The following is a 24,961-nucleotide window of genomic DNA, read 5'->3' on the forward strand; positions in this document are numbered from 1 at the left end:
GCACTATAATTTTATGTTTTGAACCCTCATTTTTCCCAGGGCTTGTGCTTAATGTACTTCGCAATTTCCTGATCATGGCGATCAGTATGGCCAACATATTGCGCCGGCATGGCTGGGCTTTTCCAACGGCCTTGCTCCTGGATATCAGGGATGGAAACGCCGGAGTCGGCTAAATCCTGTGCGGCGCCGACCCGCGGGGATTGGCCGGAAAACAGATCATTCGACGGCATGCCCAGTTCGTCACTGGCACGGCGGAAAACCCGGTAAATTGAAGAGTGGTCCAGTGGGAGTTCACCCAGATTACTGTGGCGATCAATGCGACGGAACAGGTAACCGTCCGTGATCATGCCGGCGACAAGCCAACGCTGGAGTGCCTTGGATGCAATGGCGCTGAGCGCGATCCGGGTGTCGGTGACTTCGAGATCAATGAGGCCATCGGGGTGGATATTCAGGTTATCGAGTGTTAATGCCGCCAACTCGCTGCGTTTGAGCATGGCTTCAAACGCGACCGACCAAATCGCAACATCACGGATGTCTTTGAGTTTTGGGGATGATTCGAATTGCTCGAGCAGACGTTGCAAGTGGGTGTCACGAAATGCAGCGGCATTTTTGTAGTCATCGTGTTTTTCAAGTTGCTGTTTTTGCATCGCCAGTCGAACTTCAGTTTGAGCACAAGGGTCGGGTAACTGATGGCAACGGTGTACTAAGGAAATCGTGACCATGTAACGCTTCAGACTCGCCAGTTTCCGGCTACGCGACATGTATTCAATGTATCGATGCACGGTGTCAGCCTTCGCGGGTAAGGGCTGAACATGATGCTCAATGCAAAAACTAAGAAAGTTATGCCAATCGTTTTTAAAGGCAACCAGCGTGTTACGGGCATATTGATTCTGTGTCAGTACTTGCCAAGGAGTGAGGGAGTCTTGGTACTTGCTGAATAGTTGAATGCTCTCCTGACATTGGTCTGGATCGTCGATTGGTGTAACTTTCTTTGCCATAATGATAAATTCACTTAACGCACTATAATTTTCAATTTAGCATAAACAACAAATATCTAGCAGAAAAACATTAAAAAAGTCACATCCTTTATAATTTATGGGCTTATCAGCAAGACAAATCCGTTTTAGGGTGCTTCAATAGAGTAAGAACGGAAATAAACTTATACATCAATTGTTCTGAGACGAAGTGCTTGATTTTGCTCAAGGTTTGAACAATTTTTAGCTCAAAGTAGCTGAGAGGCGTTAATGAAAAAAAGACTATTCCATCGCGGGCACAATATTGAAAATTCCTCAGGTGCACCGGATGGTTGGAAGACCAGTATCAATGGCCATCCAGTTGAAAGCAAGCTCACCCTAGTCAAAAAAAGTATCGACTGGTGGTGTGATATGAAAGCGTTTATGCCACCTGAAAAATTTGAAGGTGTCTCGACTCAAAAGCAGCCAGCTGAGCAAAAAGTTGAAGAATATCGCGGGTTTAAACTTATGAATGACAATGGCCAACCGAATGAGTGGTATGTCATTCTACGTGGTCGCTTGTTTAAAGGCTCACCGGCCGCCTTGAAGAAGCACCTCGACGCAGTGATAGAAAAAATGCAACAGCAGAAGAGGTAGGTGAGGGGACAAACAATCGAAACGCCCAATCAAGGGCGTTTCGATTTTCATGTGGGTTAATCGTCTTCATCTTTCTTATCGACATCAACCAGGTAATCACCACTGAGCCAGTTACGCCCAATCAAGAGTTTGTAGTCGAGCTTGCCACGGTCACGCAAATTCACCGAGACACGCTTATGCTCACCATTCCAACCTAAATCCATTTTTACAGCGTAGCGACGTTCTACGCCCTGAGCGTTGCGAATCTTACTAACTTTGATTATTTTCGCTTTATAAGTCGCTTTTTCGCCTTTTTCGTTAAAGGTTGTGAATTCAACCATATCACCCAGGTGATCTCGCATATTGTCGCTGTCACTGTCTTCGCCAGTCACTTTGATATCAACGGCGTGAATTGACGTTGTTTTTGCACCGGTATCAATCCGCGCCTTGTAATCGAGTTCCAGTTCATGAATTCGAATCGTTTCAACTTGGCCTACAATTGAACGACTCACGTTATCCGCGCGTTCTGCCAGCGCAAGGTTGGCATTGGTAGCAGAGAATAGTAGTAATAGTGCGGTTAGCAGAAGCTTTTTCACAGAGACTCCTAAATACATCTTGTTTGTGAATGACTGTAGACAAACAATCAGAACGTTTGTTCTTACTATACCAATCGTCCCTGGGATCGTATCAAATTCTAGTTAAAATTCAGAATCTTTCGAATATTCTCAAAACAAGATGGTGTTTGCGTAAACAAAACCGTTTGGAATCCAAGGGCTTGGGCTGTTTCAATATTTGCAGTGGTATCGTCAATAAACAGTGTTTCTGCCGGTACCAGGTTATACTGCTGCCTCAATTGATGAAAGATGTCAGGCTCTGGCTTTACCATCCGTTCATTGGCAGAAACGATCCCGCCTAAAAACAAAGAGATGAAACCATTACGTTCGCTCAACGTTTCGAAAAATGCGGTATTCATGTTGGTGAGGTAATAGAGCGCATAATGATAGCCGGCGATTTGATATAACAAGGCTTCGGTTTCATCAATCTTCACCAGACTGTCAACGACATGCGTCAGGAAGTCTTCAATACGGCCTTCTGATATACCGGTTCTGGCAGAAAATTTTGGAATACTTTCTGCCAGCAACATCGTGCCACGATCGAGAGACAGCCAGTCAGGATGACACAGAATCTTCGTGAGCAAGAGGTTCTGCTCCTCAGTTGAACTGGTGAAGGATTCGACGATTTCTTGTGGGTACCATTGAAAAAGGACGCCGCCAAAGTCAAAGACTACGTTTCGAATCATATCTGTTTCCGTTTCAAGGCCATTTATTGATAATATTTGGTCACTGGTGATCTGCAAGGTGGAGTATGAGAGTTACTACCAGGGTCACAAATCCAAGAAAATAGACGAGATTTATCCCAATGAATGATAACAGCCGCTTAGTGTTTTCAACTGAAACCGGTCGCATCAAAGAAGAGAAACAAGCGCCCGAGCGTCCTAAAGGTGACGGCATTGTTCGCATTCAGCGCCAGACCAAAGGTCGTAAAGGCAAAGGCGTTTGTATTGTGACGGGCCTGGACCTGGAAGATGCGCAACTCAAACTACTGGCTGCCGAGCTGAAAAAAGTCTGTGGCTGTGGCGGCTCGGTGAAAGACGGGACGATTGAAATTCAGGGCGACAAACGCGATGTGATTAAAGCCGCGCTGGAGAAAAAAGGCCATACTGTGAAACTGGCCGGCGGTTAATCGACATTGGCGACATCCAAAAAACAGCTTGGGAGTACCCAAGCTGTTTTTCTATGCTGGAAAAAGTGTTACTGGTTTTGACTCATTCCGAATAACCTGATGATTCGTTGCTGGATGGTGCGCTTCGAATCGTTTTAGTAATAACACCTGATTTTGAAACGCCAGGCAAACTGACCATTTGCAGCCGGGTTTAAAAATAGGTGTTAATTACCTATTTTATGGTAAATAGCCAATACTGTTAAATTGCCCGGTACTGGCTGTGTTATGAGAAGCAGAGGGGATGAAAGCAAGCGGTCTTAGGCTATGGATTTGCGTTTCATCTTTTTTATCTTACATCATATTTAACATAATCTATATAATGCGTACTAGGGATGTAAGATCTAGTTAGAAATGTCAGGTTTGAGCCAGATTGAAATGTCATGTTGTTCTAGCTTCAAAACACGCTTTATTAGCCGTGTTTGGAGCCCTTGGATGCTATTGACCATGACTGACAATGAATTATTGAGAATCAAACTAATCCAAGACATCTGTGATAAACGGATCACCGGTGTCGATGCTGCCCGCTTACTTAAGCTCAGTCCTCGCCAAGTTTATCGCTTGGTCAAACGCTTCATCGAATTTGGTGCTGCTGGTTTGGTTTCTTTAAAACGTGGTCAGCCTGGCAACCATCGTCATGATGAGAAATTAAAATTACAGACGCTGGCCTTGCTTCACCAACTGTATAGTGATTTCGGCCCGACATTGGCCCATGAGAAACTCGCCGGGACTGTCTCGGCGAACTGGTTCAGCTTGACGGCTCCCACCATGACTGGTTCGAAGGTCGCAGCGACAAATGCTGCCTCCTGGTGTTTATCGATGATGCCACCGGCCGCCTGATGAACCTGCGCTTTAGCGAAACTGAGTCAGCTTTCGATTGATCGCTTAGTCAAAGAAATGCGCCTGCAAGGCATCGATACCATCGAGCAAGCCAATGCCTGGCTCCCCGACTTCATCGCTGATTTTAACCGCCGCTTTGCCAAGCCGGCACGGTTTCCGAAAGACATGCACCGAGCGCTGTGGGAATCCACCGACGAACTGGATGATATCTTTGCATGGCAAGAGCTGCGTAAGCTCACGAAATCCCTGACATTTCAGTATGACAAGGTGGTTTACCTGATTGATCCAACAGAAGAAAACCAGCGATTGGTGAATCAAGTGGTCAAGGTACTTGACCGGCCCGATGGCACCATCGCCATCCAGTATGGCCATCGTAAACTGGCATTTAAAACCTTCGACAAGCTGGCTGATGTTGATCAGGGCCAGGTTGTCGAGAACAAGCGTTTGGGCGCCGTGCTGAAATTTGCCCAGGCCAAGCAGGAAGAATTCGAGCAGCAACAGAAACGCAGCCGCAGCAAAAAAGCGCCAAAACGTACCGCGCAACAACGTGCTATCCGGCAATTGGAAGCGCTGAACCCGGTACTCGTTCACCCTGAACAATTCAGAGCCAGCAGCCGGAAGAAACCCTGACTTCCCTACTCTACAGCCAGTTTCCGAGCAGGATGAACTACCTTGAGAAGAGACATTTGAATCTGGGAATCAAACAGGACATTTTAAATTAGGGTAAACAGAGGGTGGTAAATTTAACAATTAATGAGTCAGTCTGGAAACCCGCCGTAATATCGACATAAAAACCTTTAGAAACAGTTGGTTAAACTAAACTTTGCCGATTTTAAGCCCTTTGATTACCCGGTAGTTTTGAATGCCTGAGAACAAGGCCTGTTGGTCATGATGACATTTGTCGGCGGTGTTTGCCCGCTTGATAGATACCAATAATCAATAGCCTTGCAATCAATCGAGAAAAACTTAGATAAACCGATTAATTTTGCGAGGTTCATCATGCTGCATGAATCATTCAAACGACTCTTTTGGCTGACTTTCGACCACATCGACCAGGCGGCGGCGTGGTTTCATGTCCGGCCCATTACCGTCAAACGCTGGCTCACCGGCGAAGTTGACGTCAATCCGATGGCTGAAAAACTGCTGATTATCCGCGCCCGTGGCTACCTGCCGGATGATACCCGCTGGCAAGGTTTTCGGATTGATGAGGAATACTGCGTAATTGTCACGCCCGAGGGTCGCCGTTTCAGCCCCAAAGAGCTGGAATCATGGGCACTTCGGTTTGACGAGTTCCACACGCTGAAACGAATGTATGAGCTGGACTATGTGCCGGTTCGCTCCAATGTCGTCACGCCGCTGCCGTTCCGTGGTGGCCGTCGCCTGCAAGAACCACGAAGTGACACCGTGACCAAAGATAAAAAGAAGGCCTACCGCAAGGCACAGGCCAAACGTGCCAGCAAGTAGGCTCCCTCGCCTTTGGGTATGAAAAGGCCCGCGATTGCGGGCTTTAAATTAAACCTCAATACATAATTTCAATTGAGAACAACTATCTCCCCAACTTTCTGTTTGGACATTAACGGCTTTACCTTGGGATTTTATTGTGAACTTTTCGTGATTCTTGAGTGCATGTTCAAATTCAACTGGCATAGGCTTATGAAGGGATTTTAAATACAGTGACTTACCAATCTTTAAAAATTCATCTACAGCAGATTTTTCTGATGATGATCTATTTATAATTAAGCTTAACGTTAACTTTTTAACTTCATGGAACGTACCTGATATTGAATAATGCACATCATTACCACCAATGGATTTTTTAGGCAGAGCTGAAATTGTCATATAGTTTGATTGTGCATACCATTCATTGTCATACAAGTTCTTGTAGTGCTTGGTATTTAAATTGAATTCCTCAAGGAATGTATTGGCAAGGTATGGTGACCATCCATTTTTTGATGGAATAGTAGGAGGTTTTTCTTGAAGTCGCTTCATCTTCCTGATTAAGTGAATAGAGTCATTCACATCACTTATCGATGTTAGGTCCTTTGTAAAAAGAGTATCTGCCCACCACTCCGCTGTGCTAATTGACCCTCTGAAAAACAATTGAGAAATTGTTAATGCATATAGTCTTAAAGCCTTGTTAGGTATGGCAACTCTAACTTTATTTCTAACACCCTCATATCTAATATACACTGTAAGCAAGTACATATAAAGTAGTATAGCTATTGACAAAACAACTGGAACTACAAGATTATTAAAGCCCTTTTTGCTTATTACCTCATCAGGGTTATCAATCAGGCTGTATATTGCAAACACAATAATAATGGCTCCTGATAGCTCTATAAACCTGCTCAGCAACACCTTAATCTTATGATACTTTTCGTTTGTTTTTGAAAACTCAATCATCATGAAAATCAAGGTAAACACAGGTATTATTATTAGCTCCACAATAAAGTCAAATGTGTATGTGTTCACTAGAAACTGAATAAGGACGACTATTTTGAAGTTAGCTAACAGAGTGTTTTTAAAGTAATTCTTATCTTGCTTTATTTTGTTTGCGTTGAAGAAGTTGACAAGTGCAACAGTTACAATCCAAATGAATAAGTTCTTAAATTGACCGCTATCCCAGACATCTATTTTGGCTAACATTATTGATACTAATGAAACGTAAATCAACATCAGCCCTAAAGCGATTAAAATCGACTTATTGTAAACGGCTGAGAAGAAGCCTTTAATGGATGTTTGTATGATGTCGTTATCTTTACTTTTTAGGTACACCCAAAAGACAAAAACAAACATCCAAAATATTGTCGCTAATTCTCGGTTGTTCAGGACATCCAAAATATCACCTCCTTAAAAGAAACATCTTAATATGCACTTGGTGACTTAAGCAAGGATGGAGTTATTCTTTGTTATTTTTCCATTCTAATTTCATAATCCGCTTTTCATGCTGGGCCAGCATTTTTCTTAGCTCATCGAGCACGGTTTCGTGGGCTTTGACGGCCCGGAACAGCAGATAACACATAATCAGGGTTGGTGGGTCGATACCCAGCTCGGTAAACAGCTTAATCAGTTCGCCCATGCAAGCCCCCTAACCTATTTTTATGCCAATTCTCGATGGCCTGCCGCAGCATGCGGCGGAATCCAAACGAGTCGATATAGACCATTGCCAAGCCGTACCAGTAATACTCGGGCACCGTGTTGAGCGCGGCGAACCCGGCATCGACATGCGGCACCATGCCGGGCACAAAGCACAGAATCAGCGGCGTGGTCGTCACCAGTAACAGGTATTCGTCCTTCCAGCCACGCTGGGCAATGCTGAGTCGGTCCAGCTCGGCGGCGTTGTCGTCGCTGGTTTGAATCCGGCGGATTTTGGCCTGCGTTTTGGCTTCCCGGATGCGCTCGGTGCGCTCCCTCGCCTTCGCTTTGTTGGTCTGCCACTGCTGGAGAAGCGACAGGGTCGTTGCGAGCACGGGACAGCTTGAGCACCTGCGATTCCATTACCACCAAGTTGTAACTGGTGCTGACATTGGCGGCATAGCCCACCGCTTTAATGATGTAGCTGCCGGCAGCCATCGGTTTTTTGATGCGCTCAAGGTGGGCGAATCCGTTACCCCATAACTTTTCTAACCGCTGCGCCCACGCCGGGAACAGGTTTTGCGGCACCGACCAGCGCAGCACACATGCACATGCACATGCACATGCACATGCGGGTTCAGTATCTATCTGGTCTGTGTGAGATAAACAAAAGATGTTGGTAACCATGAATGACAAAGAGATTTTACGTCTGAGTGCTATTCGTGACGTATGTGAAAAACGTATTCGACGTTCGGATGCCGTTCGTATTCTTTCACTAAGCACCCGTCAGATCCAACGCCTGGTGACTCGGTTTCACCAAATGGGTGCAGCTGGGATCATCCATCAGCGTCGAGGCAAACCTTCATCAAACAAAATTAATGAGAATATTCGATACCAATGTCTCAATATTATTCGTGAATGCTATTTGGATTTTGGACCAACGCAGACCTATGAAAAACTCACTGAGTGCCATAACATTTCTATCTCATTGGAAAACCTGCGCCAATGGATGATCGCCGATGGTCTATGGGTTCCCCATGCCAAACGCAAACCCCGAATTTATCAACCGCGTCATCGCCGGGACTGTCTCGGCGAACTGGTTCAGATTGACGGCTCCGCCCATGACTGGTTTGAATGCCGCAGCGACAAAAGTTTACCTTATAGGCTCAGAGAGTCCATTTGATTAATGAGTAACACATGATTCAGCCATGTACGCTATTTATTGAGAGTTGTCCCGTAAGCTGAATAATTCTTCCTTTACATCATTTTTCATGTATTGATATTAGAGTTTGATATCCACTGACGCTTTCACAGGGCTTCATCTAAACATGAACAATAATCAAGAAACAGCAATGACTCAGGTCTACACACCAAAACAAGTGGCTTTCGGAGCACTCGGCGGCCCCGTTGGGATGCTGTATTTCATCTGGGCTAATTTTTCCATACTCAAAAAAGACAACCATAGCAAAGTAACAATCGTGCTAGGGATTGCCTTTATCATTTCACTCATATTTGCAGCTCCCTTCGTTCCCCAAAGTATCCCGTCGATTGCATTTACCCTTGTATATATCCTCGTAGCATACATGCTGTCTCAAAAGTTCCATCTCCGGAAAAGCGTGATCATTAAATCAGATAAGTACACATGCCATTCCAGCGTTCGTGTCTTATGTATCACCATTGCCTGCTTTTGGGCCTCTTATCTGGTTGTTACAGCACCGTTACACCTATTATATTCAATTGGTTTTTTCTCCGTATAGCTTAAGCCAGGCTGCCAAAGAAAGAGTCATGAGTTGATGGGCTGAAAGGTTCATCAACCCATACTGCTGATAATAGAAACCACCAAAATAAGTTACATTGTCACCCATCTAAGCCAGTTTAACGCCCTGCATCACTTCACTCAGTGGGTACTGGTACCCGACTTCCATTCTGGCCATGGCTTGGATAACTCTAGCCGCGGTATCATTATCACTCAAGTCAAGTTGCTGATGTTACCCTAATCCTGACCATTGGCTGACCAAATTGGCATAATGTTCGCTATTATTTTCATGGCTCGGTGCAAACGTATGAACGATATTGTAAATTGTATTGATATTGCGTCGTTGGTAACTGCGTAATATTCGGGTACCGGCTCGAAAACCATAAGTTGAACTTTCAAAAATGACGAACCGACCATCATGACCCAGTTGACCCTGCCATTGATTCTGCTGATTAAATTCAATATTCAAGGGATTATGATTACGAACACCTCGCGGTAAGCTTTTATTGTTACGTTTGGTGTTAAACGAAAGATATTTTTCCCACTTTCGGAACCGAAACAAACGTACTTGAAAACTGTGATTTAATCTACTTATCATTCTGTGAAACATATTAAAGATAACCACTGCTGCCATAACTTTAAGTCATTGATATACCATGACTTTATGATTCAAACGTGAACAATAGCTAAATCACACGCCTTTCACGAGTTTATCTTTGTAACGTTCACACGAATCATGTAAGCAAAGTTATCACTTGAGCTGTATCTATATCATTCAATGAAAATCATAAGTACTGCAAAAAATGATTAACACTCAATTTTTGAATTGTGTAGCTTTATCTTGGATAGAATTTTGTTACCTTTCTACTTACAATTTTGTTAATAACTTATTATGTCGTACAAATATAAATAGAATATAAAAGACCGATTAATAACCAAATAGTATACCCAGTGGCAATATTATGCCCATAGTTGAATAGAATATGTCACATTCATATGGTAGTGTGTTTTTGTGTGGAAATAATAACAAATACACATTTATAAATAAATGAGGGTGGTCATATGGATATCAAAGGAAATGATATCAACGGTTTTGATATTGATGTAATACATTTATATTTACAAGAAATTGCTAAAAAGCCATTGCTAACGAAATTTGATGAAGTACATTTTAGTCGAAAAAGTTTATGTGGTGATAAAAATGCAAAATCATCACTGATCGAAAGTAACTTAAGGCTTGTTGTTAGTATTGCCAAAAAGTACCGTGGTAGTGGCATGCAGTTAAGTGACTTGATTGACGAGGGAAATATTGGATTAATTACAGCAGTTGAAAAATTTGACCCTGAACGGGGCTTTCGTTTTTCGACCTACGCAACCTGGTGGATTAAGCAGACAATTGAGCGGGCGATCCACAACCAGGCACGGACAATTCGCCTCCCTGTCCATGTCTCCAAAGAAATTAACACCATTCTTCGAACACACAAGCAGCTCTTAAAAAGTACCAACCAGGAGCCGAGTCACGAAGAGATAGCGACCAAACTAGAGCGCAACGTTGAAGAAATATCATCTGTCCTGGCATTAGATGCACCTGTCATGTCGATTGATCAAACAGTCTCCGATGACAGCAATGCGCAGTCAATTTCTGCCTTCATCGCGGATGATGGCTCGAAGAAACCAGAAACGGTACTTGGGAACCAGGACGTTGCGAGTCTTGCCCTATCAGTGCTGGATTGTCTGAACGAACGTGATAAAGAGATTATTTGCCGCCGTTTTGGCTTGCTGGGTTATGAAGCGCAGACGTTACAGCAAGTTGCCGATGAAGTGGGCCTAACACGCGAACGGATCCGTCAACTTCAAGTAAACTCCTTGAAGAAACTGAGAAATAATTTGTTACGATGTAACTACGATTTAGAAGTTCTCTTCTCTGAAATCGCCTAATGGATTCAAAAGCGCGCTTGGATTCCGGCGCGCTTTGAACTCTCCTCTCACTTTCACTTAATTGACTTGTCTCCCAGCTCAGGTACTTTGCGTGCTGACTGGCAAAAGTACCATTCTTTACTATCTGGATTGTTACCGTCTTCGTACGCTCATGTAATTTTCGTGTGGAGGTTGAATGATAATGGCTAAAATCTGGATAACAGTCCTGTTGTGCCTGATGGTGAGCGGTGCTTATACTGCAGAGGCCAAGGGAAACTCGAATAATAAATGCCTGAAAACAAGAGAAAAAATAGAGAAGATTCAGAGTAAAATGCGACAAGGTTACACCAATAAGCAAGGCATAAAATACAGGAAGAAGCTCAAAAAGCTGTACAAGGATGAATTCAAGTACTGTATTTGAACGTCTTGAAACTGTACTGGCATCGACTCAGGCATGAGTCATACTTACCGTTATTTTGACGAAAAATTGAGAGCTCTCAGTGAGAAGTATCATTGTATTGCTATGCCTTACGACACTGGCCTCCTGCGTTAGTTACAGTGTGACAGAGTCTGAAATCCAGGAGTACTTAAACAGTCGTGCCAGCTATGAGCGAACCGTGGGGGTAAAGGGTTTTGCTCATGCCAACGTGAAGTTTAATGAGCTGAAGATCGGGATAGGCCGTGTGACTGAAGATCGGGTGAATTTAGATGCGAAATCTCACGCCAAAATCATGATCACCGGTCAGCCGCAACAAGAAGTGGCCATCCAGGCCAACTTCAGTGCCATTCCATTTTATGATAAGAGTGAGGGTGCGATTTTCCTGAAAGATTTGAAGGTAGAATCTCTCGATTTGACGCCAGACACTTTTACCAATTTTGCGACTAAACAACTGCTCTCCCCCATCATCGAGATGGTCGGTAATCTGATCCTTACCCAACCTGTTTACCGTCTCGATGATGAAGACATGAAACAGTCCTTGCTGAAAACAGCCCGGCCAGAGTTAAAAATCAAAAATCATGCTCTGGTGGTACAGATGTAATCTGTTGTATAGCATCTATTGTTCATTATATGGAGTCGTTGTTTTGATTTTGTAGCTATATAAAAAGTTATAGTGCATTAGGTTTAAAGACAAAGCAGCGGTCAATAGCCGCTGCTCGCTCATAATAGTGGTTAGATCGCAATGCTGTATCCACAAAATGCCAGGATCAATATCCAAACCGGGCACTGGCGATACTTTAACAGCGCATATCCGATGAATACCGCAACTAAGTCAAACGCAGAAGTTATTGAGGTTTCGATGACTGGAGATACGAATGCACTAGCTAACAGGCCAACGACACAAGCATTCACCAAGGTCAATGACAGCTTCAGTTTTGGATGAACCATTAGCGCATGCCATGCCGGCAGAAATGCAAACAACAAGAGCCCACCGGGAAGAAAAATGGCCAGGGTCGCCACAGCACTTCCCAGCACAGGACTGTCAGCCATCATCGCAGAGCCGAGGTAGCTTGCCATGGTGAACATTGGGCCCGGCACCAATTGTGCCGACGCATAGGCACTCAGAAATGTTTCCTGCGTCACCATACCATGCACCAAAGGTTCCAATAACGGCAGGACCACGTGCCCACCGCCAAAAACAAAACTGCCCGCCTGAAAGAAAGTGTTGAATAAATACGCCCATGGTGACATTGCGGCGATCAGCGGTAGCCCGAACAACAACAGGGTAAATACACTCAGTAAGAAAACGTTTGGTCGGATTTTGCTCTGTCGGTTCACCGCTGCTGCATCCGAACCGCGGCTAAAGGAGATCACGTAACCAAGCAGCGCAGCGCATAATATCGGGACAATCTGCCCTAACAGGCCGGTACTGAAATAAACACTCGCGGCAGTCGCAACTGCCGTAACCACGGTAATCACATTGGTCAGGTTTTTCTTAGCCATTCCCCATAGCGCATCTGCCACAACAACAACAGCCAACAGTTTCGCCGCATGAATCACACTGTCGATCACCGTGTTATCCGCAAATTGATGAGCGCCGATCGCAAGCCCGGTCAGCAACATGAACGATGGAAAAGTAAATCCGAGAAAGGCTGCCAACGCCCCCAGATAGCCTGCTTTCGAATAGCCAATATACATACCTAACTGGCTACTGGCCGGCCCAGGCAAAAACTGGCACAAGGCAACCGCCTGAGTGAAATCCTGATCACTCAGCCATTTACGCTGCAGCACAAACTCACGCTGAAAATAACCGATATGGGCCGCCGGGCCACCGAAGCTATAAAGCCCGAGGATGAAGAATCGATATAAAACCTGTAGATACATAATGCCTCCTGTGAGCCTGCATCATAGGACACTCCAGCGAATTGATGAAATCGTTCACCTTGATTAACCAAATTAATCACATCGATTTTGCAAAGATCATCGCCGATCAGATGATCATTCTGTACCAACTCAGGTGATAAAATTTAATTACAAAAACCACCAAGCACCATCCCCCTGGAGAAACAATGGTTATAAATAATTGATTTTAAAGGGTTATTTGATCTATTCCTTGTCAGGAGAATCAGTTAATTGTTCTAAACAAGCGCAGTTTCGCCTTCGTAAAAACAATATGGGGTCACAGGCTACAAGTAAGGCGCTTGATTTACCGGGTAATATTGATGTGACATTGTCACAGATTTTTTATAGCAGCATTTACCGGTTAATAATCAATGGTATAATTTCGACGTCTTTATTATGCGGTTCTCCCTTATGCTAGAAAATCTTCAACAAATGGTGATCTTGGCAACTGTCGGCCATGAGCAGAATTTCACCCGTGCAGCCGAGCGGCTTGGGATCTCTAAGTCTCAAGTCAGTAAGCAGATCCGGATACTTGAAGAGCGCTTGGGATGTCAACTGGTACAGCGGAGTACACGTGCTGTGGCATTGACAGATATCGGTCTGCAGTATTCTGAATATGGTCAGCAACTGCTCGACACCGTCAATGAAGCCGAAGCCATGGTGGCAGGTTACCGCAATGAAATTAAAGGGGTGTTGCGGGTAGGTATTGCCCAGTCGTTCGGCAATTCGCACATCACATCTGCCTTGGCTGAGTTTCAGAAGGCCCATCCGGATCTAGAACTGGAAGTGAGCCTATTCGACCACCGCCCTAACCTGCTGGAAGAAGGATTTGATTGCTGGGTGGCGATACACGAACATCCTCCGGAGGGGATGGTTGCCCGCAAGCTCGCGGATTGCCGGTTTGCCGTTGTAGCATCGCCGGAATATATCGCCATGCACGGGACACCAAAGTCACCAGGTGAACTGCGCAAACATAACTGTATTACCTACCAGAGCCGAGAGCGCAAATATGTGAATTGGGAATTTGTGCGTGATGGCGTTCGCCAATCAATTCGTGCTCGAGGCAACTATCGGATTGATAATGCGCCAGCCGTCCTTGAAGCTGCCATGTCAGGCCTGGGCATCGCTTATCTGGCAACCTACTTAATCACTGATGAGCTCGATACCGGAAAACTGGTCCAGTTATTACCGGAATGGGAAGCGGATGTTGAATTGCCGATTTACGCTGTCTATCCGCGTCGAAAGTACCTGGCACCTAAAGTCCGCTCTTTTATCGATTTTATGTCAGAGCGGATGTCGGTTCCCCCTTATCGAGAGCTCAATCCTATCACCCAGGGCTAAACCTTCTTCACAAAACAGTTGTGGATCTGGTCATTTGTTCTAAACCTAAAGGAGTGTCTTGTAATCTTTGGTTTAGCAATGCCATGTAGCCCGCAACTGTTTCATCGATCCCTCGCTTTGCTCTTGTGTGGTGTGCTCCTCGCGGCCTGTGGCAAAGAAGGTGACAAGGTCACTGGAAACCCTGTCCGCTCCAGCCCTCATGCGGTACCGCATGCCAGTATTCTGCTTACTGAGCTGCCGGAAATGCGACAAACCATTTACTTTGAAAAAGACAGCTATGCGCTTGAATCGGACAACCAACGAATACTGGACCCTATCGCGATTCGGCTGCGACAGCACCCCGATAGCTATGTCATCGTCATTGGGCACAGCGATGATAGTGGGACTGAAGAAGAGAATATTGTCTTATCTTACGAACGAGCTTTTAGCGTCGCGATCTACATTGCATCTGTTTTCGGAGTTGAAGAAGAAAGAATTCAGTTAGTTGCAGCAGGTGAGAGTGACCCGGTCACTGCTGGAAATACAGAAAAAGAGAGGCAGCAAAACCGACGCGTCGAAGTTCTTGCCCCACAGGTCATTGTCAGAACGCTGAGCCCGACATCAGAGCCCGCTTTTTGAAAGGAAATGATGGCAGCAGTCATCAAGAGTGCTGCCAGACATTTTACTGTTTTTTCAACGCCGGGAAGGCATACATTTTCTTCAGAATCGCAGCAACGCCATGCGGCAAGCCGGCCAATTTCTCTGCGAAACGGGCTTTTTCTGAATCGGTTGCCGTTTCATGTTCAATTCCCGCAGCGATATAGTTCGCCGGAAAGAGATAGTAGTTCGCTGCAATTTGCTGATCAATCGTTTCAGCCAAAGCTTCCGGCGTGTCCGCCGGCGACTGGATCACATCGCCAAAGCTGACGTGGATACGGCGTTTCTGGCCAACGATTCCCTGCACAATGCTCTCAATATCCTCGAACTCGCCCTTTTCGTAACGACCCAGCGTTTCTTTCTCATAAAGCTCTTTGGCCTTAGCCACATCACACGGATCATTCTCGTACGAAATCGCAACGGGGACAATCTTCAGGCCAGCCATAAATTCACTGAACGACTGTTTACGTTTCCGGCCTTCCATATAGAACATTTTAAGGATTGCAGGATCGGTTTTATCATCTCCGTCTTTTGCCCGACCTTCCTTCTGGGCGATCCAGATCGAATTCCCCGTTTCAAGGGAGTGAGAAATATAACCGGACAATAACCCCAGAGCTTTCATCATCTCTCGGGGTGCTTTCGCCGAACGCTTCACAATAAAGCTTTTATTGAGTCGCATCAGCTCTGTCGCACAAGGCTTTTTCAGCAGATTATCGCCAATGGCAATACGGACGGTGTTGAAATCATTTTTATACAGGCACCAGTTCACCATGGCCGGATCCATCGCGATATCGCGGTGGTTGGAGACAAATAAGTAGGATTGATTCGGATCTAGTTTCTCCAAGCCACTTTGGGTGACACCGTCACATGAATGGTCAATCGTCGCTTCCATATAACGTGCAACTTGCTTCTGCACGTCAGCCACTGTCTTCACATTCGACCATTTCCAGATCAGAAAGCGCTTGATTAAAGGGATCAGCAGCCACCCCAATACACCGGAAAATTGTGGAAAGCGATAGTTCAGAATCGCGGTTGTGAATTCTTTATCATTCACTAGACGCTCAATCGCTTCACTGACCTCTTCATCGTTGTAAGGTCGGATTTCTTTATAAATGTCGTTATTTGTTTGCACAATCATGTTTCATCTGTAATAAAAACCGCGCCATTTTACGCAGATTTATCGGTTTGCCCAATGACATGGCTCCAGATCACAAATGGTTGGAGGTCATACCACAATACAATGGATAGATTTCAGGCACCTTACCCCAGTTTTGAGCCTTGTGTCTGTTGTTAGCGTAGCAATTTCAGCCAAAAAAGCGCCAATTAAGGACAGATACCGGCGGTGTTATTGACGGTTTAGAGAAAACAGAACAATATGTGCGTGCTTTTTTGCCAGAGACTTACTATGAAACAAGCTATAGAATTTTCGCATACGCTTCAGCAGTTCCTCCACGTAGGCGCTCGTCGTAAGAGCCATATTTCCTATATGATTGTCGTTCATGAAGGTGCTGCGCTCATCCGGCTGGGTAAACAAGAATTTTTAGTACCCAAAGGCAAAGGATTCTGGATCCCTTTCAATTGTCTGCATGCCCTGACAGTGCTACCCAGCACACGCTATGACACCGTTAAATTCTCCGCTCGATTGACCACACCACAGTGTCAGGAAGCCGGTTTTTTCGCTGTAAGTCCATTAATTAAAGCACTGTTAAGTGAGTTACAACGTCACCAAAGCAAGCAAACTTTCCAAACAACACCAGGGGTAGAAAAAAACCTGCTGAACGTTATGGCCGATCAAGTCACGGCTCTGGCGGTCCATACAAACGCCATCAGTCCCGACCTGCCGCAGACAGAAATAGCTCAACTTACACGATTAATGAAAGGTGACAAGATCGCAGAGCCTTCAGCTTTGGATGTGCATCTGGGATGCTCGGTAAATGAGTTTGAAGCATGCTTGACCATGCGTGAAGCCCTGCGCTTGTCCCGCTCAGGTCGTAAATTGGATCAAATCGCCGAAGCGCTCAATATCTCCCCGCAAACCCTTGTCGCACTCGCACAACCGATCTTGGGCCACCCATTATCTTAGAGTGGCTCATCGAATGGTCTCGGTGACAATCGCGCCGAGATTCATTATTGGAAAGGGATTTCTACCTGTAAAAACAGATCGTCAAGATTTTCTTCGTGCCAGCGATAATCAACCCGAAACCTAGCAGAGCGACCATCCTCACCGCCAATACCCAGGCTCATTTGCAGACCATGGTTTCGAATCCATTGCTGCGCATCTTCAAGGGTCAGTACATCAACATCCTGGTATTTATCCGGCAGCCAAACACCGACGCCATAATAGGCTGATTTCGTATTTGAGGACAATACCGGGGACTCACTGTATCCGGACCAATTATCCCAAAATCCTTGTTCGCCCCGTTGTTCCTCCGCCAACGGCATAATTTTCTGGGTCGAGCGTTGACCTGCATCCGGGAAAGGAATCGCTTTCGCATGGCAAGGTTTTGAGTAAATCACTTGCTCCTGTACTGTCAATTGCAGAGATGCGTTTACAGACACGCTATTACAGCCCTGTGCCCACACCATGCCCATGGGCAACAAGCTGCCCCCTAACACGGCGGCATGGAAAATCCACTTACAATTCACCAAACTCATGCTTTTCTTACAACACTACAAACTACGGTTCCGGGTCATATTGAAAACGGTAACGTTCTCTGTCTTCGAGCATTTTAGCGACTCGTGGGGTCGTTAAATGTGAAACAGGCCTATTATTGACAATATTATCACGAATTTGAGTGCTGCGGATATTGACGGTTTCCGGACAGGCGAGTACCTGCCATTGGCTCAAAATCTCTTCTGCCTTAAAGAACTTCTCGAAATTCAAAAAGTTATCCGGCCCCACGACAAAAGTCAGTTGGTCAGCCGGCTGCCGCCGCTGCAATTCAGTTAATACGGCAAAAGTCGTGATGGATTCATTGCCTTTCGCCATCTCCTGCTCCATCCGGGATAACTCAAGATTCGGCAATCCTAGATCAGAAATAAAGGCCTCAACCAGATCACAACGGGCCTCAAAATCGATCATCACCTTGCCCCAAGCGTGTGCAAAACTTGGCAACAGCAGTACCCGGTCAAAATGTTTCAATCGCTCCAGTACAGTTTTATGACCTAAACTCGGCGGATTAAATGCACTGCCGAAGACGGCAATCGATGCTGACATAGCTAATATGGCCCTTTTTTATACCGATTTTTGATTTATTTGATTTTATCGTTTGTTCAGGATTGATCCTCTTAGAGAGTTATCGCATGATTTTGAGAAAGGTTTAATGCCAAGATTGAATTTTTTACAATTCGTCTGGCTATTTGATTAGAAAGCGGGCAAGGCCCTGAGGATTATCCCACCATGGAACAGCTTATTCGCGCGGAGATGCGCGTTTTACCAGAAATTGATGTCGATTTTGAAATTCAACGCCGTATCAGCTTCATCCAGAGTAAACTGAAGCAAACCGGTTGTAAATCCCTGGTCCTCGGGATCAGCGGCGGAGTCGATTCAACCTTGTGTGGGCGTCTGGCGCAGCTCGCCATCAACCGGTTAAACGATGAAAGCAACTCTCAGGACTACCAGTTCATCGCCGTGCGCCTGCCATACGGTGAGCAGCATGATGAAGACGAAGCCCAACTGGCGCTTTCCTTTATCCAACCGACCCACTCTGTCAGCGTCAATATCAAGAACGGTGTTGATGGCCTGCATAACAGTACGCTGGAAGCGCTAGAGAGTACCCCGCTGGCTTCGGAATGCCACCTCAAGCAAGACTTCGTCAAAGGTAATGTAAAAGCACGTGCCCGTATGGTTGCTCAATACGAGATTGCCGGCTTGGTGGGCGGTATGGTGCTGGGCACCGATCACTCTGCTGAGAATATTACCGGTTTCTATACCAAATTTGGTGACGGTGCCTGCGACTTAGCACCACTGTTTGGTCTGAATAAGCGCCAAGTTCGTCTTCTGGCTGCAACCCTGGGCGCGCCGGAAGTGCTTGTACAAAAAGTACCAACCGCAGATCTGGAAGAACTGGCACCGCAAAAGCCTGATGAGCACGCGCTGCTGGTTACCTATGATCAAATTGACGATTTTCTGGAAGGCAAGCCGGTTGAAGAAGAAGTTGCTGAACGTTTGGTCGAAATCTATCAGGCAACCCAGCACAAGCGCCAACCGATCCCGACCATTTATGATCAAGACTGATACCTATCTGAAGCGATATTTTCAGGTATCAGCAGTTTTAAGTTTTGATATTCAATAAAAAAGGGGCGTATAGCCCCTTTTTGATGTCGCAGCTCAGGATGCCTGGGAGCGACTCATTAAATTGTCCAATTCCCACCAAATTGCTTCACACAGTCCCTGACGATATACGGCCTGCTTAAAGCTCGAATGCTCTTCCTGATACACAGTGAAATAGGCTCTTTTACCATGCAAGCTGGCCCGCACATTCGCGAGCCGATCACAAGCTTTCACGATCAGAGCGATTCTGGCCGCTTCCTCGTCAACATTTAGCGCAGCCAGGCGCTGATGAATTTCCGCTTTTCGTGAATATCGATCGTCGAGTTTAGCATCACTGATATAGGCAACCGCATCCGCGACGATAGAGCCGAAATCAGCAGCCAGCTCATCCACACTGGTTGGCGTATCTTCAATGACATCATGGAGCTGGGCAACAACCATCGCATCAGTCCCGAACGGACTGGCAAGGTGAGAAACCGCTTCAAGGTGGACATAATACGGAACATTGCCATACATTTGGCCCTGATGCTTGGCTCTGGCTAACGTACGCGCTTTCAAGTACCGATTATTCATCCGTCCCCCTGCGTTAAAAACAATAGAAAAAATTACGTTTCAAGTGTATTTCAGCCTTGACGAATTTGCTAAGCCCTATTGATACAGTTGAGATTTTACGCACAATTTGATGGAAAAACAGGCACCGCTTGGTGCCTGTAAGAGGAACGTCCATCGCTGTTAATCAGCGTCTTCGTCGGTTACCTGTGCTTTTTGTTTCGCATCGGCTTCACGAATCTCATTCGCGACCATCATAATCGCCTGCCCACTGCTCATCCCCTGAGCCATGAGTTCATGGATTCGTTCAGCGGCTTGTTGCTGCTGCTCGTGCGTCAATGTTGGCGTATTATTCAGCATGACTGTTATTTCTACTCATGAAAAATGGAGCAACATTCTAGGCATAAACCGCTCTAATGTCACTAACCCGGTCGCCCGTCTACTCGCGGCCGAGTCAGGATCGGGGAATAAACCACCGTAAAGATCCCAAATGCACCCGCCCATAACAACGCTGACAGCACATATCCGCTAATTGCCATCGCCGGGAATAACATCAACAGTAGCGTGCGTGTCAAAGCCGAAAGCACAATCAGCACAAATCCTGCCACCATCCAACGCCGAATTTTCAGCGGGCGTCCGGTATGGCCCAGCGACACCCGGGCAATCATGGCCAGAATCATCGCACCTATGCCGCCGACCGTCAGAAAATGTAACGCGACGCTGTAACTAATGGAGCCAAACATTTGGTTCACGGCAAGGAGCAACAGGCCAAGGATCATAAACAGATAAGCAAAGTGAAGCAGCCACAATAGCGGTACTTTCAGCGTCGACCAGGTGCGCCAACGAGCAAACCGGATCAGGTTAAACACCCCTGTCGCGATTAACAAGCCGGGTAATGCGGTCTGACGAACCGCATCAGGGATGGGGAGCAACACACAGGCCAGCAACAGCCAACAAGGGAGCAGTGAGCAACGCTCGAGCCAGGTGACTCGGGTGATCTGCTCGGTTTGGGTACCGCGCCAGGTAAAGAAAGGGATCACCCTGCCCCCAACAACCAGTACAATCACAGAGATAGTGACAATGACCATCATGGATACGTTGTGCACGGTATCACTTGATACACCCATCGCTATCAAGTGAAAACGCGCATTGAGATAGGTCAGCAATAAGATCAAAGGCGAGAAAAACAAATTATTCCATTGCTTACGGACAACGATGGGCTTGGCCAGGAAATAAGCAGCCAGCGGCATCCACAATAAATCGAGCCCCATCCATAGATAGCTCGGGCTGGCAAAAAGTAACCCGGCCCGCGCAGCAAGCCAACAGGCAAAAATGCTGGCAAGGCGCCATCCTCTAACACCGGGATTACCGGTCCAGTTTTGTACCGCAGTCAGCAGAAAGCCAACAATAATTGCGCCGGTAAAGCCAAACAACATTTCATGGCTATGCCACCAAACCGGGTTGCCATACATTAAGCCGGATAGATTGATACTACCGGACCAGAACATTGCCCAGAGCAACATCGCGAGTACTGAAAATCCGCTCCCGGCAAGAAAAAACGGCCGAAACGCCAGACGGAACAACGGCGGAATTCGCTGCTCTTTGGCTTGGTCAATAATCTGCATCATGTGGCTACCTATCGAGTCACTTTAAACATGCATACATAATACACCTTAAAAGGTGTAATGAAAATACATCTTTAACAACAAATGGAAACCTGACGCCAGGAATCGCCTAGCAGATAAAACAATGCCACGCAGGCAAGGGAAACTTGCCGGCGTGGCATCATATTGACCAAGAAATCAATATTTCGGGTTAAAATCCAGGGTAGTCGACTGGACGGGTGATGCGCTGAATATCAAGAATTGCGATACTGCCTTGCCAGCGGCTCTCAATCAGGCCGACACTCAGCCAGTAGCGACCATCTGCGACATCAATCTCAGGTAAGGTTGTTGGTAAACGGCCATCGACATTTTCGGTCCACAGCGGTGTCCAACTGGTGTCATTGAGATCATACAGGCTCATCGACAGCACTTCCGACGGACAGGCCGGGTTAGGCAGGCCCCCCTGTTCGATTCGCCAGTTTTTACTGTCTTTCCAGCCAATCCGCTGCTTCGCCGAAGGCGAAGTCAGAACCACCCATTGATTGAGAGTCTCATCCTGGGCGGTCGTGATCGTCAGCTGATACAACCCTGCTTCAACAGGCGCTTCCAGCCGACGGGCTTCGGCATTGAAATAGCCTCCTTCAGCAACGCTCGGCGTCGCAACAATCAGATCCAGATCCGGCCAGCGCGATAGACGAACTTCTCTTAGCTCTGTTCGACTCGTCCCGTTGATCGAGAGCTTTAGCAACGTTTGATTCACACTTTGAATCACTTCCCGCTGAATCGCCAGGTTCGGTAACCAATCCGGCATGGCGACCTGAGACAGACTACGACCACAATCTTCCGTAATCGCCAGCCGCAACAACTGATTCAAGTTATCTTGCTGGGTTTCATCCGGTTGTTGTTGCCAGGCTTGGACAATGCTGCCAAAACTATCTGTCGTTTTACCTTCCAGTAAACGCTGATGAGCGACCGTGTAAACGTCCTGCCCAGTAAACCATCCAGCGGCAAAACTCGGTGCCGACAGCACTGAGTTCAAGAGCAGCAGTGAACAAGTGAAAGAGAGCTTTTTTTGCATTACTTCGATGATTTCATCCGGTAGCCGACACCTCGCAAGGTCTCAATTTCAATACCCGGTAACTTTTGTCGCAACTGCAAAATATGAGTATCGACCGTCCGCGTCGTCGGGTAATGATTATAACCCCACACCTGATCCAACAACTCATCCCGGGTAAACACGCGCCCGGAGTGCTTGGCCAAAAAGACCAATAGCTCGAACTCGGTCCGAGTCAGCACAATGACTTCTTCCCCTTGCCGCACTTCCCGACTGTCCAGGTCGATATCGATCTCACCGACAGAAATCACATTAGCGGCCTGTACCGGTTGTTCATCCCCACTACGTAAATGAACCCGGATCCGAGCCAGCAGCTCTTCTTCGGCAAATGGTTTGGTCAGATAGTCTTTCGCGCCAGAATCCAGGCCGTCGACTTTATCAGTAATAGACACCATCGCGGTGAGCAGGATCACCGGGACATGCTTACTCTCAAGCCAGCCATTCAGGTAATCTAACGAATCACCTTCAGGTAATTGGCGGTCTAAAACCACCAGATCAGCCTGAGACCATAAATCGGCTACTTTTGTTGCACAATCCGCGTAGAGGCATTCATAGCCTGCTTCTCGCAGGCTCTCGAGCAAACCAGCAGCTAAGTTTTGGTCATCTTCAACCAGAAGCAGAGTTTGATTCACACGGTATCTCCAAAATAAAAGTGGTAGGCGGACCTTGTAGTTTCATGCGTCCCCCCATTCTACGTATCATCGATTCTACGATTGTAAGACCTAGCCCCAAGCCTTTTTCGCTCACGAAGGGCTTTCTTAATCGAGCCCAGTCTTTCGACCCAAGCTGTCCCTTATCTTCAACTCTTACAATCAACTTTCCATCACGAAACGATGACGATAATGTGATTGGCGCAGTGCCATATTTCTGGGCATTGGACAATAAATTGTCGATACATGTACCCAGCCAATAAATATTGACGTAAACGGAACGGTCTTCATCCAACTGTAACGACACGTCTTCATAGGGTTCACTCAGGTATTCCATCCATTCATTAAAGGATTCAACCTGCTGAACACTTAATTCTTGCTGATTTGCCTGTAAATAATCTTTACTGGCCTCTGCCAGCTGGCGCAATCGCCTGGCGTCGTCAGTCAGCCGCCTGAACTCATCATATAGGCTTTCAGGCAAAGCATCAAAGTGCCGCCGAAAGCCTTCAACCGTCATCCCCAAGCTGGCAATCGGCGTTCGTAGCTCGTGCGTTAAGATCTGTAACACCAACATCCGCTCTTGCATGGCCCGGCGGCGGATCCGTAACCGGTAAACACCCCAGCCAACCAACAAGGTGATGTTGCCGACCAACAAGCCAACCAGCAGATAAAAGGTCAGCTGAGATTTATCTTCTTCCTGCCAGCAAATATTCCCGCTTTTGACCAGACAGAAGTCCGTTTGGTTCAACCGGATAAAATGCATGTCATATTTATTCAGCGCCAGCGACCAGGTCGGCTGATCATAAACATGGTATTCATTACCGTTTCGAATCCACAACTCGCCATTGGAGATAAAGGTTTTCGCCCCGGCAATGTAAACCTGGATTTCCTCACTACTCATCCGCTGCAACCGGCCCAATGCGGTGTTCGTCGGTGCCAGACCTCGCTCCTGAATATGCAAATAGCCGTTCAGCGACGCCTCCGCTTCCGGATGCTTTTCTATATACCGGAACGCATAACTACCACCGCCCGGATGAATATAGCCTGAACGGACAAACCAGCCCCGAGGTAAATTAGTGTTATTACAAATCGCCCGCGTAAAGACAACCGGATGCGTCACCAGCGGACTGACCGGCCAGGGCCCTTTACAGCTGATAGCATTGGCGTAAAGCCGTCTCAGGGATTTAAGCGGATATGCCGAAGATTGCGGTAATAAGCTAGATGGCAGCAGCAGAGGGTTGGGAAAACGACTTTGTAACTGCCTGAAATCATACGTCGCCAGGGGTTCACTGTTGAGCAACTCAGAACGGACTGCATCGATACGATCAGACAAGGTATCCGTTGACGCGAGGCTTCCCCCTGAAATCAACAGTGAAAACAATAAGGCATACTTTTTCATGTCGGCAAGTGTATCACTCAATTCAGGTGATATGTCAGCAAATTGTCATTCATCAAAAAGATTCATGCCCCTTTGCCCATAAAAAGTGCAATTGTCAC

At 46.4% G+C, this 24,961-nt stretch carries 27 protein-coding genes and 1 pseudogene; 12 read left to right on the top strand and 16 right to left on the bottom strand.

Annotated elements, in window-relative coordinates; genetic code table 11:
- Positions 1-26: 26 nt before the first annotated feature.
- The gene (locus tag NNL38_RS23905) at positions 27-998 is read right to left on the bottom strand and encodes a tyrosine-type recombinase/integrase (protein WP_255391370.1); all 972 of its coding nucleotides are present in this window, start codon (positions 996-998) and stop codon (positions 27-29) included.
- Positions 999-1,244: 246 nt separating this feature from the next.
- On the opposite strand from NNL38_RS23905, the gene NNL38_RS23910 reads away from it, so the two are divergent.
- The gene (locus tag NNL38_RS23910; protein ID WP_255391372.1) at positions 1,245-1,610 is read left to right on the top strand and encodes a DUF3319 domain-containing protein; all 366 of its coding nucleotides are present in this window, start codon (positions 1,245-1,247) and stop codon (positions 1,608-1,610) included.
- A gap of 56 nt (positions 1,611-1,666) precedes the next feature.
- Here the strand turns inward: NNL38_RS23910 and NNL38_RS23915 are convergent, their stop codons facing one another.
- Both NNL38_RS23915 and NNL38_RS23920 read right to left on the bottom strand, forming a co-directional pair.
- On the bottom strand, positions 1,667-2,185 hold the full coding sequence (locus NNL38_RS23915; protein WP_255391373.1) for an ATP-dependent zinc protease family protein: 519 nt from the start codon (positions 2,183-2,185) through the stop codon (positions 1,667-1,669).
- 98 nt (positions 2,186-2,283) lie between these two features.
- Positions 2,284-2,889, bottom strand: a complete 606-nt coding sequence (locus NNL38_RS23920; RefSeq protein WP_255391374.1) for an HAD family hydrolase — start codon at positions 2,887-2,889, stop codon at positions 2,284-2,286.
- Between the two features lie 119 nt (positions 2,890-3,008).
- Between NNL38_RS23920 and yciH the strand changes: the two genes are divergently transcribed.
- The 3 genes and pseudogenes from yciH (at position 3,009) to NNL38_RS23935 (ending at position 5,672) form a co-directional block, all read left to right on the top strand.
- A complete protein-coding gene (yciH, locus tag NNL38_RS23925; protein ID WP_255391375.1) occupies positions 3,009-3,332 on the top strand; it encodes a stress response translation initiation inhibitor YciH in 324 nt (107 codons plus the stop codon).
- Positions 3,333-3,815: 483 nt separating this feature from the next.
- A pseudogene (locus NNL38_RS23930) lies at positions 3,816-4,838 on the top strand (helix-turn-helix domain-containing protein).
- Positions 4,839-5,207: 369 nt separating this feature from the next.
- Positions 5,208-5,672 carry a phage protein gene (locus tag NNL38_RS23935; RefSeq protein ID WP_255391376.1) on the top strand — a complete coding sequence of 155 codons (465 nt, stop codon included), beginning with the start codon at positions 5,208-5,210 and terminating at the stop codon, positions 5,670-5,672.
- 48 nt (positions 5,673-5,720) lie between these two features.
- Here NNL38_RS23935 and NNL38_RS23940 read toward each other — a convergent pair whose 3' ends face one another.
- The 3 genes from NNL38_RS23940 to NNL38_RS23950 form a co-directional block, all read right to left on the bottom strand.
- The gene (locus NNL38_RS23940) at positions 5,721-7,046 is read right to left on the bottom strand and encodes a hypothetical protein (RefSeq protein ID WP_255391377.1); all 1,326 of its coding nucleotides are present in this window, start codon (positions 7,044-7,046) and stop codon (positions 5,721-5,723) included.
- Between the two features lie 61 nt (positions 7,047-7,107).
- The gene (locus tag NNL38_RS23945) at positions 7,108-7,287 is read right to left on the bottom strand and encodes a hypothetical protein (RefSeq protein ID WP_255391378.1); all 180 of its coding nucleotides are present in this window, start codon (positions 7,285-7,287) and stop codon (positions 7,108-7,110) included.
- Positions 7,271-7,678 carry a hypothetical protein gene (locus NNL38_RS23950; protein ID WP_255391379.1) on the bottom strand — a complete coding sequence of 136 codons (408 nt, stop codon included), beginning with the start codon at positions 7,676-7,678 and terminating at the stop codon, positions 7,271-7,273. The genes NNL38_RS23945 and NNL38_RS23950 overlap by 17 nt, the downstream gene beginning before the upstream one ends.
- 290 nt (positions 7,679-7,968) lie before the next feature.
- On the opposite strand from NNL38_RS23950, the gene NNL38_RS23955 reads away from it, so the two are divergent.
- The 4 genes from NNL38_RS23955 (at position 7,969) to NNL38_RS23970 (ending at position 11,996) form a co-directional block, all read left to right on the top strand.
- Positions 7,969-8,466 carry a helix-turn-helix domain-containing protein gene (locus NNL38_RS23955; protein WP_255391380.1) on the top strand — a complete coding sequence of 166 codons (498 nt, stop codon included), beginning with the start codon at positions 7,969-7,971 and terminating at the stop codon, positions 8,464-8,466.
- A 145-nt stretch (positions 8,467-8,611) separates the two neighbouring features.
- Positions 8,612-9,040, top strand: coding sequence for a hypothetical protein (locus tag NNL38_RS23960; protein ID WP_255391381.1), 429 nt, complete (start codon positions 8,612-8,614; stop codon positions 9,038-9,040).
- 1,061 nt (positions 9,041-10,101) lie between these two features.
- Entirely contained in the window at positions 10,102-10,977 is an 876-nt protein-coding gene (gene rpoS, locus NNL38_RS23965) for an RNA polymerase sigma factor RpoS (RefSeq protein ID WP_255391382.1), read from the top strand.
- Positions 10,978-11,516: 539 nt separating this feature from the next.
- Positions 11,517-11,996: a YceB family lipoprotein gene (locus NNL38_RS23970; protein ID WP_255391383.1), complete on the top strand. Its 480-nt coding sequence runs from the start codon at positions 11,517-11,519 to the stop codon at positions 11,994-11,996.
- A gap of 131 nt (positions 11,997-12,127) precedes the next feature.
- Here NNL38_RS23970 and chrA read toward each other — a convergent pair whose 3' ends face one another.
- On the bottom strand, positions 12,128-13,279 hold the full coding sequence (chrA, locus tag NNL38_RS23975; RefSeq protein ID WP_255391384.1) for a chromate efflux transporter: 1,152 nt from the start codon (positions 13,277-13,279) through the stop codon (positions 12,128-12,130).
- A 429-nt stretch (positions 13,280-13,708) separates the two neighbouring features.
- On the opposite strand from chrA, the gene NNL38_RS23980 reads away from it, so the two are divergent.
- Positions 13,709-14,638 carry a LysR family transcriptional regulator gene (locus NNL38_RS23980; RefSeq protein ID WP_255391385.1) on the top strand — a complete coding sequence of 310 codons (930 nt, stop codon included), beginning with the start codon at positions 13,709-13,711 and terminating at the stop codon, positions 14,636-14,638.
- A 243-nt stretch (positions 14,639-14,881) separates the two neighbouring features.
- Positions 14,882-15,256 carry an OmpA family protein gene (locus NNL38_RS23985; RefSeq protein ID WP_255391386.1) on the top strand — a complete coding sequence of 125 codons (375 nt, stop codon included), beginning with the start codon at positions 14,882-14,884 and terminating at the stop codon, positions 15,254-15,256.
- 43 nt (positions 15,257-15,299) lie between these two features.
- On the opposite strand, the gene NNL38_RS23990 is transcribed toward NNL38_RS23985, so the two are convergent.
- Complete coding sequence (locus NNL38_RS23990; protein WP_255392327.1) at positions 15,300-16,406, bottom strand: 1-acyl-sn-glycerol-3-phosphate acyltransferase; 1,107 nt, start codon at positions 16,404-16,406, stop codon at positions 15,300-15,302.
- A gap of 273 nt (positions 16,407-16,679) precedes the next feature.
- Between NNL38_RS23990 and NNL38_RS23995 the strand changes: the two genes are divergently transcribed.
- On the top strand, positions 16,680-17,357 hold the full coding sequence (locus NNL38_RS23995; RefSeq protein ID WP_255391387.1) for an AraC family ligand binding domain-containing protein: 678 nt from the start codon (positions 16,680-16,682) through the stop codon (positions 17,355-17,357).
- 44 nt (positions 17,358-17,401) lie between these two features.
- Here NNL38_RS23995 and NNL38_RS24000 read toward each other — a convergent pair whose 3' ends face one another.
- Both NNL38_RS24000 and NNL38_RS24005 read right to left on the bottom strand, forming a co-directional pair.
- Positions 17,402-17,929 (bottom strand): hypothetical protein, encoded by a 528-nt coding sequence (locus NNL38_RS24000; protein WP_255391388.1) that lies wholly within the window; start codon positions 17,927-17,929, stop codon positions 17,402-17,404.
- Positions 17,930-17,951: 22 nt separating this feature from the next.
- A complete protein-coding gene (locus tag NNL38_RS24005; protein WP_255391389.1) occupies positions 17,952-18,491 on the bottom strand; it encodes a nicotinate-nicotinamide nucleotide adenylyltransferase in 540 nt (179 codons plus the stop codon).
- 183 nt (positions 18,492-18,674) lie between these two features.
- Here NNL38_RS24005 and nadE point away from each other — a divergent pair, with 183 nt between their 5' ends.
- Positions 18,675-19,511: an NAD(+) synthase gene (gene nadE / locus NNL38_RS24010; RefSeq protein ID WP_255391390.1), complete on the top strand. Its 837-nt coding sequence runs from the start codon at positions 18,675-18,677 to the stop codon at positions 19,509-19,511.
- Between the two features lie 93 nt (positions 19,512-19,604).
- On the opposite strand, the gene NNL38_RS24015 is transcribed toward nadE, so the two are convergent.
- The 6 genes from NNL38_RS24015 to vxrA form a co-directional block, all read right to left on the bottom strand.
- On the bottom strand, positions 19,605-20,120 hold the full coding sequence (locus tag NNL38_RS24015) for an HD domain-containing protein (RefSeq protein ID WP_255391391.1): 516 nt from the start codon (positions 20,118-20,120) through the stop codon (positions 19,605-19,607).
- Between the two features lie 159 nt (positions 20,121-20,279).
- Positions 20,280-20,456 carry a YoaH family protein gene (locus NNL38_RS24020; protein WP_255391392.1) on the bottom strand — a complete coding sequence of 59 codons (177 nt, stop codon included), beginning with the start codon at positions 20,454-20,456 and terminating at the stop codon, positions 20,280-20,282.
- Between the two features lie 62 nt (positions 20,457-20,518).
- Positions 20,519-21,724 carry an NnrS family protein gene (locus NNL38_RS24025; protein WP_255391393.1) on the bottom strand — a complete coding sequence of 402 codons (1,206 nt, stop codon included), beginning with the start codon at positions 21,722-21,724 and terminating at the stop codon, positions 20,519-20,521.
- Positions 21,725-21,911: 187 nt separating this feature from the next.
- A complete protein-coding gene (locus NNL38_RS24030; RefSeq protein WP_255391394.1) occupies positions 21,912-22,778 on the bottom strand; it encodes a DUF2861 family protein in 867 nt (288 codons plus the stop codon).
- A complete protein-coding gene (locus NNL38_RS24035; RefSeq protein WP_255391395.1) occupies positions 22,778-23,446 on the bottom strand; it encodes a response regulator transcription factor in 669 nt (222 codons plus the stop codon). Before NNL38_RS24035 ends, NNL38_RS24030 begins: the two co-directional genes overlap by 1 nt.
- Complete coding sequence (vxrA, locus tag NNL38_RS24040) at positions 23,421-24,863, bottom strand: sensor histidine kinase VxrA (RefSeq protein ID WP_255391396.1); 1,443 nt, start codon at positions 24,861-24,863, stop codon at positions 23,421-23,423. Before vxrA ends, NNL38_RS24035 begins: the two co-directional genes overlap by 26 nt.
- Positions 24,864-24,961 lie beyond the last annotated feature (98 nt).

The organism is Photobacterium atrarenae (assembly GCF_024380015.1).
In the GTDB taxonomy this organism is placed as follows: domain Bacteria; phylum Pseudomonadota; class Gammaproteobacteria; order Enterobacterales; family Vibrionaceae; genus Photobacterium; species Photobacterium atrarenae.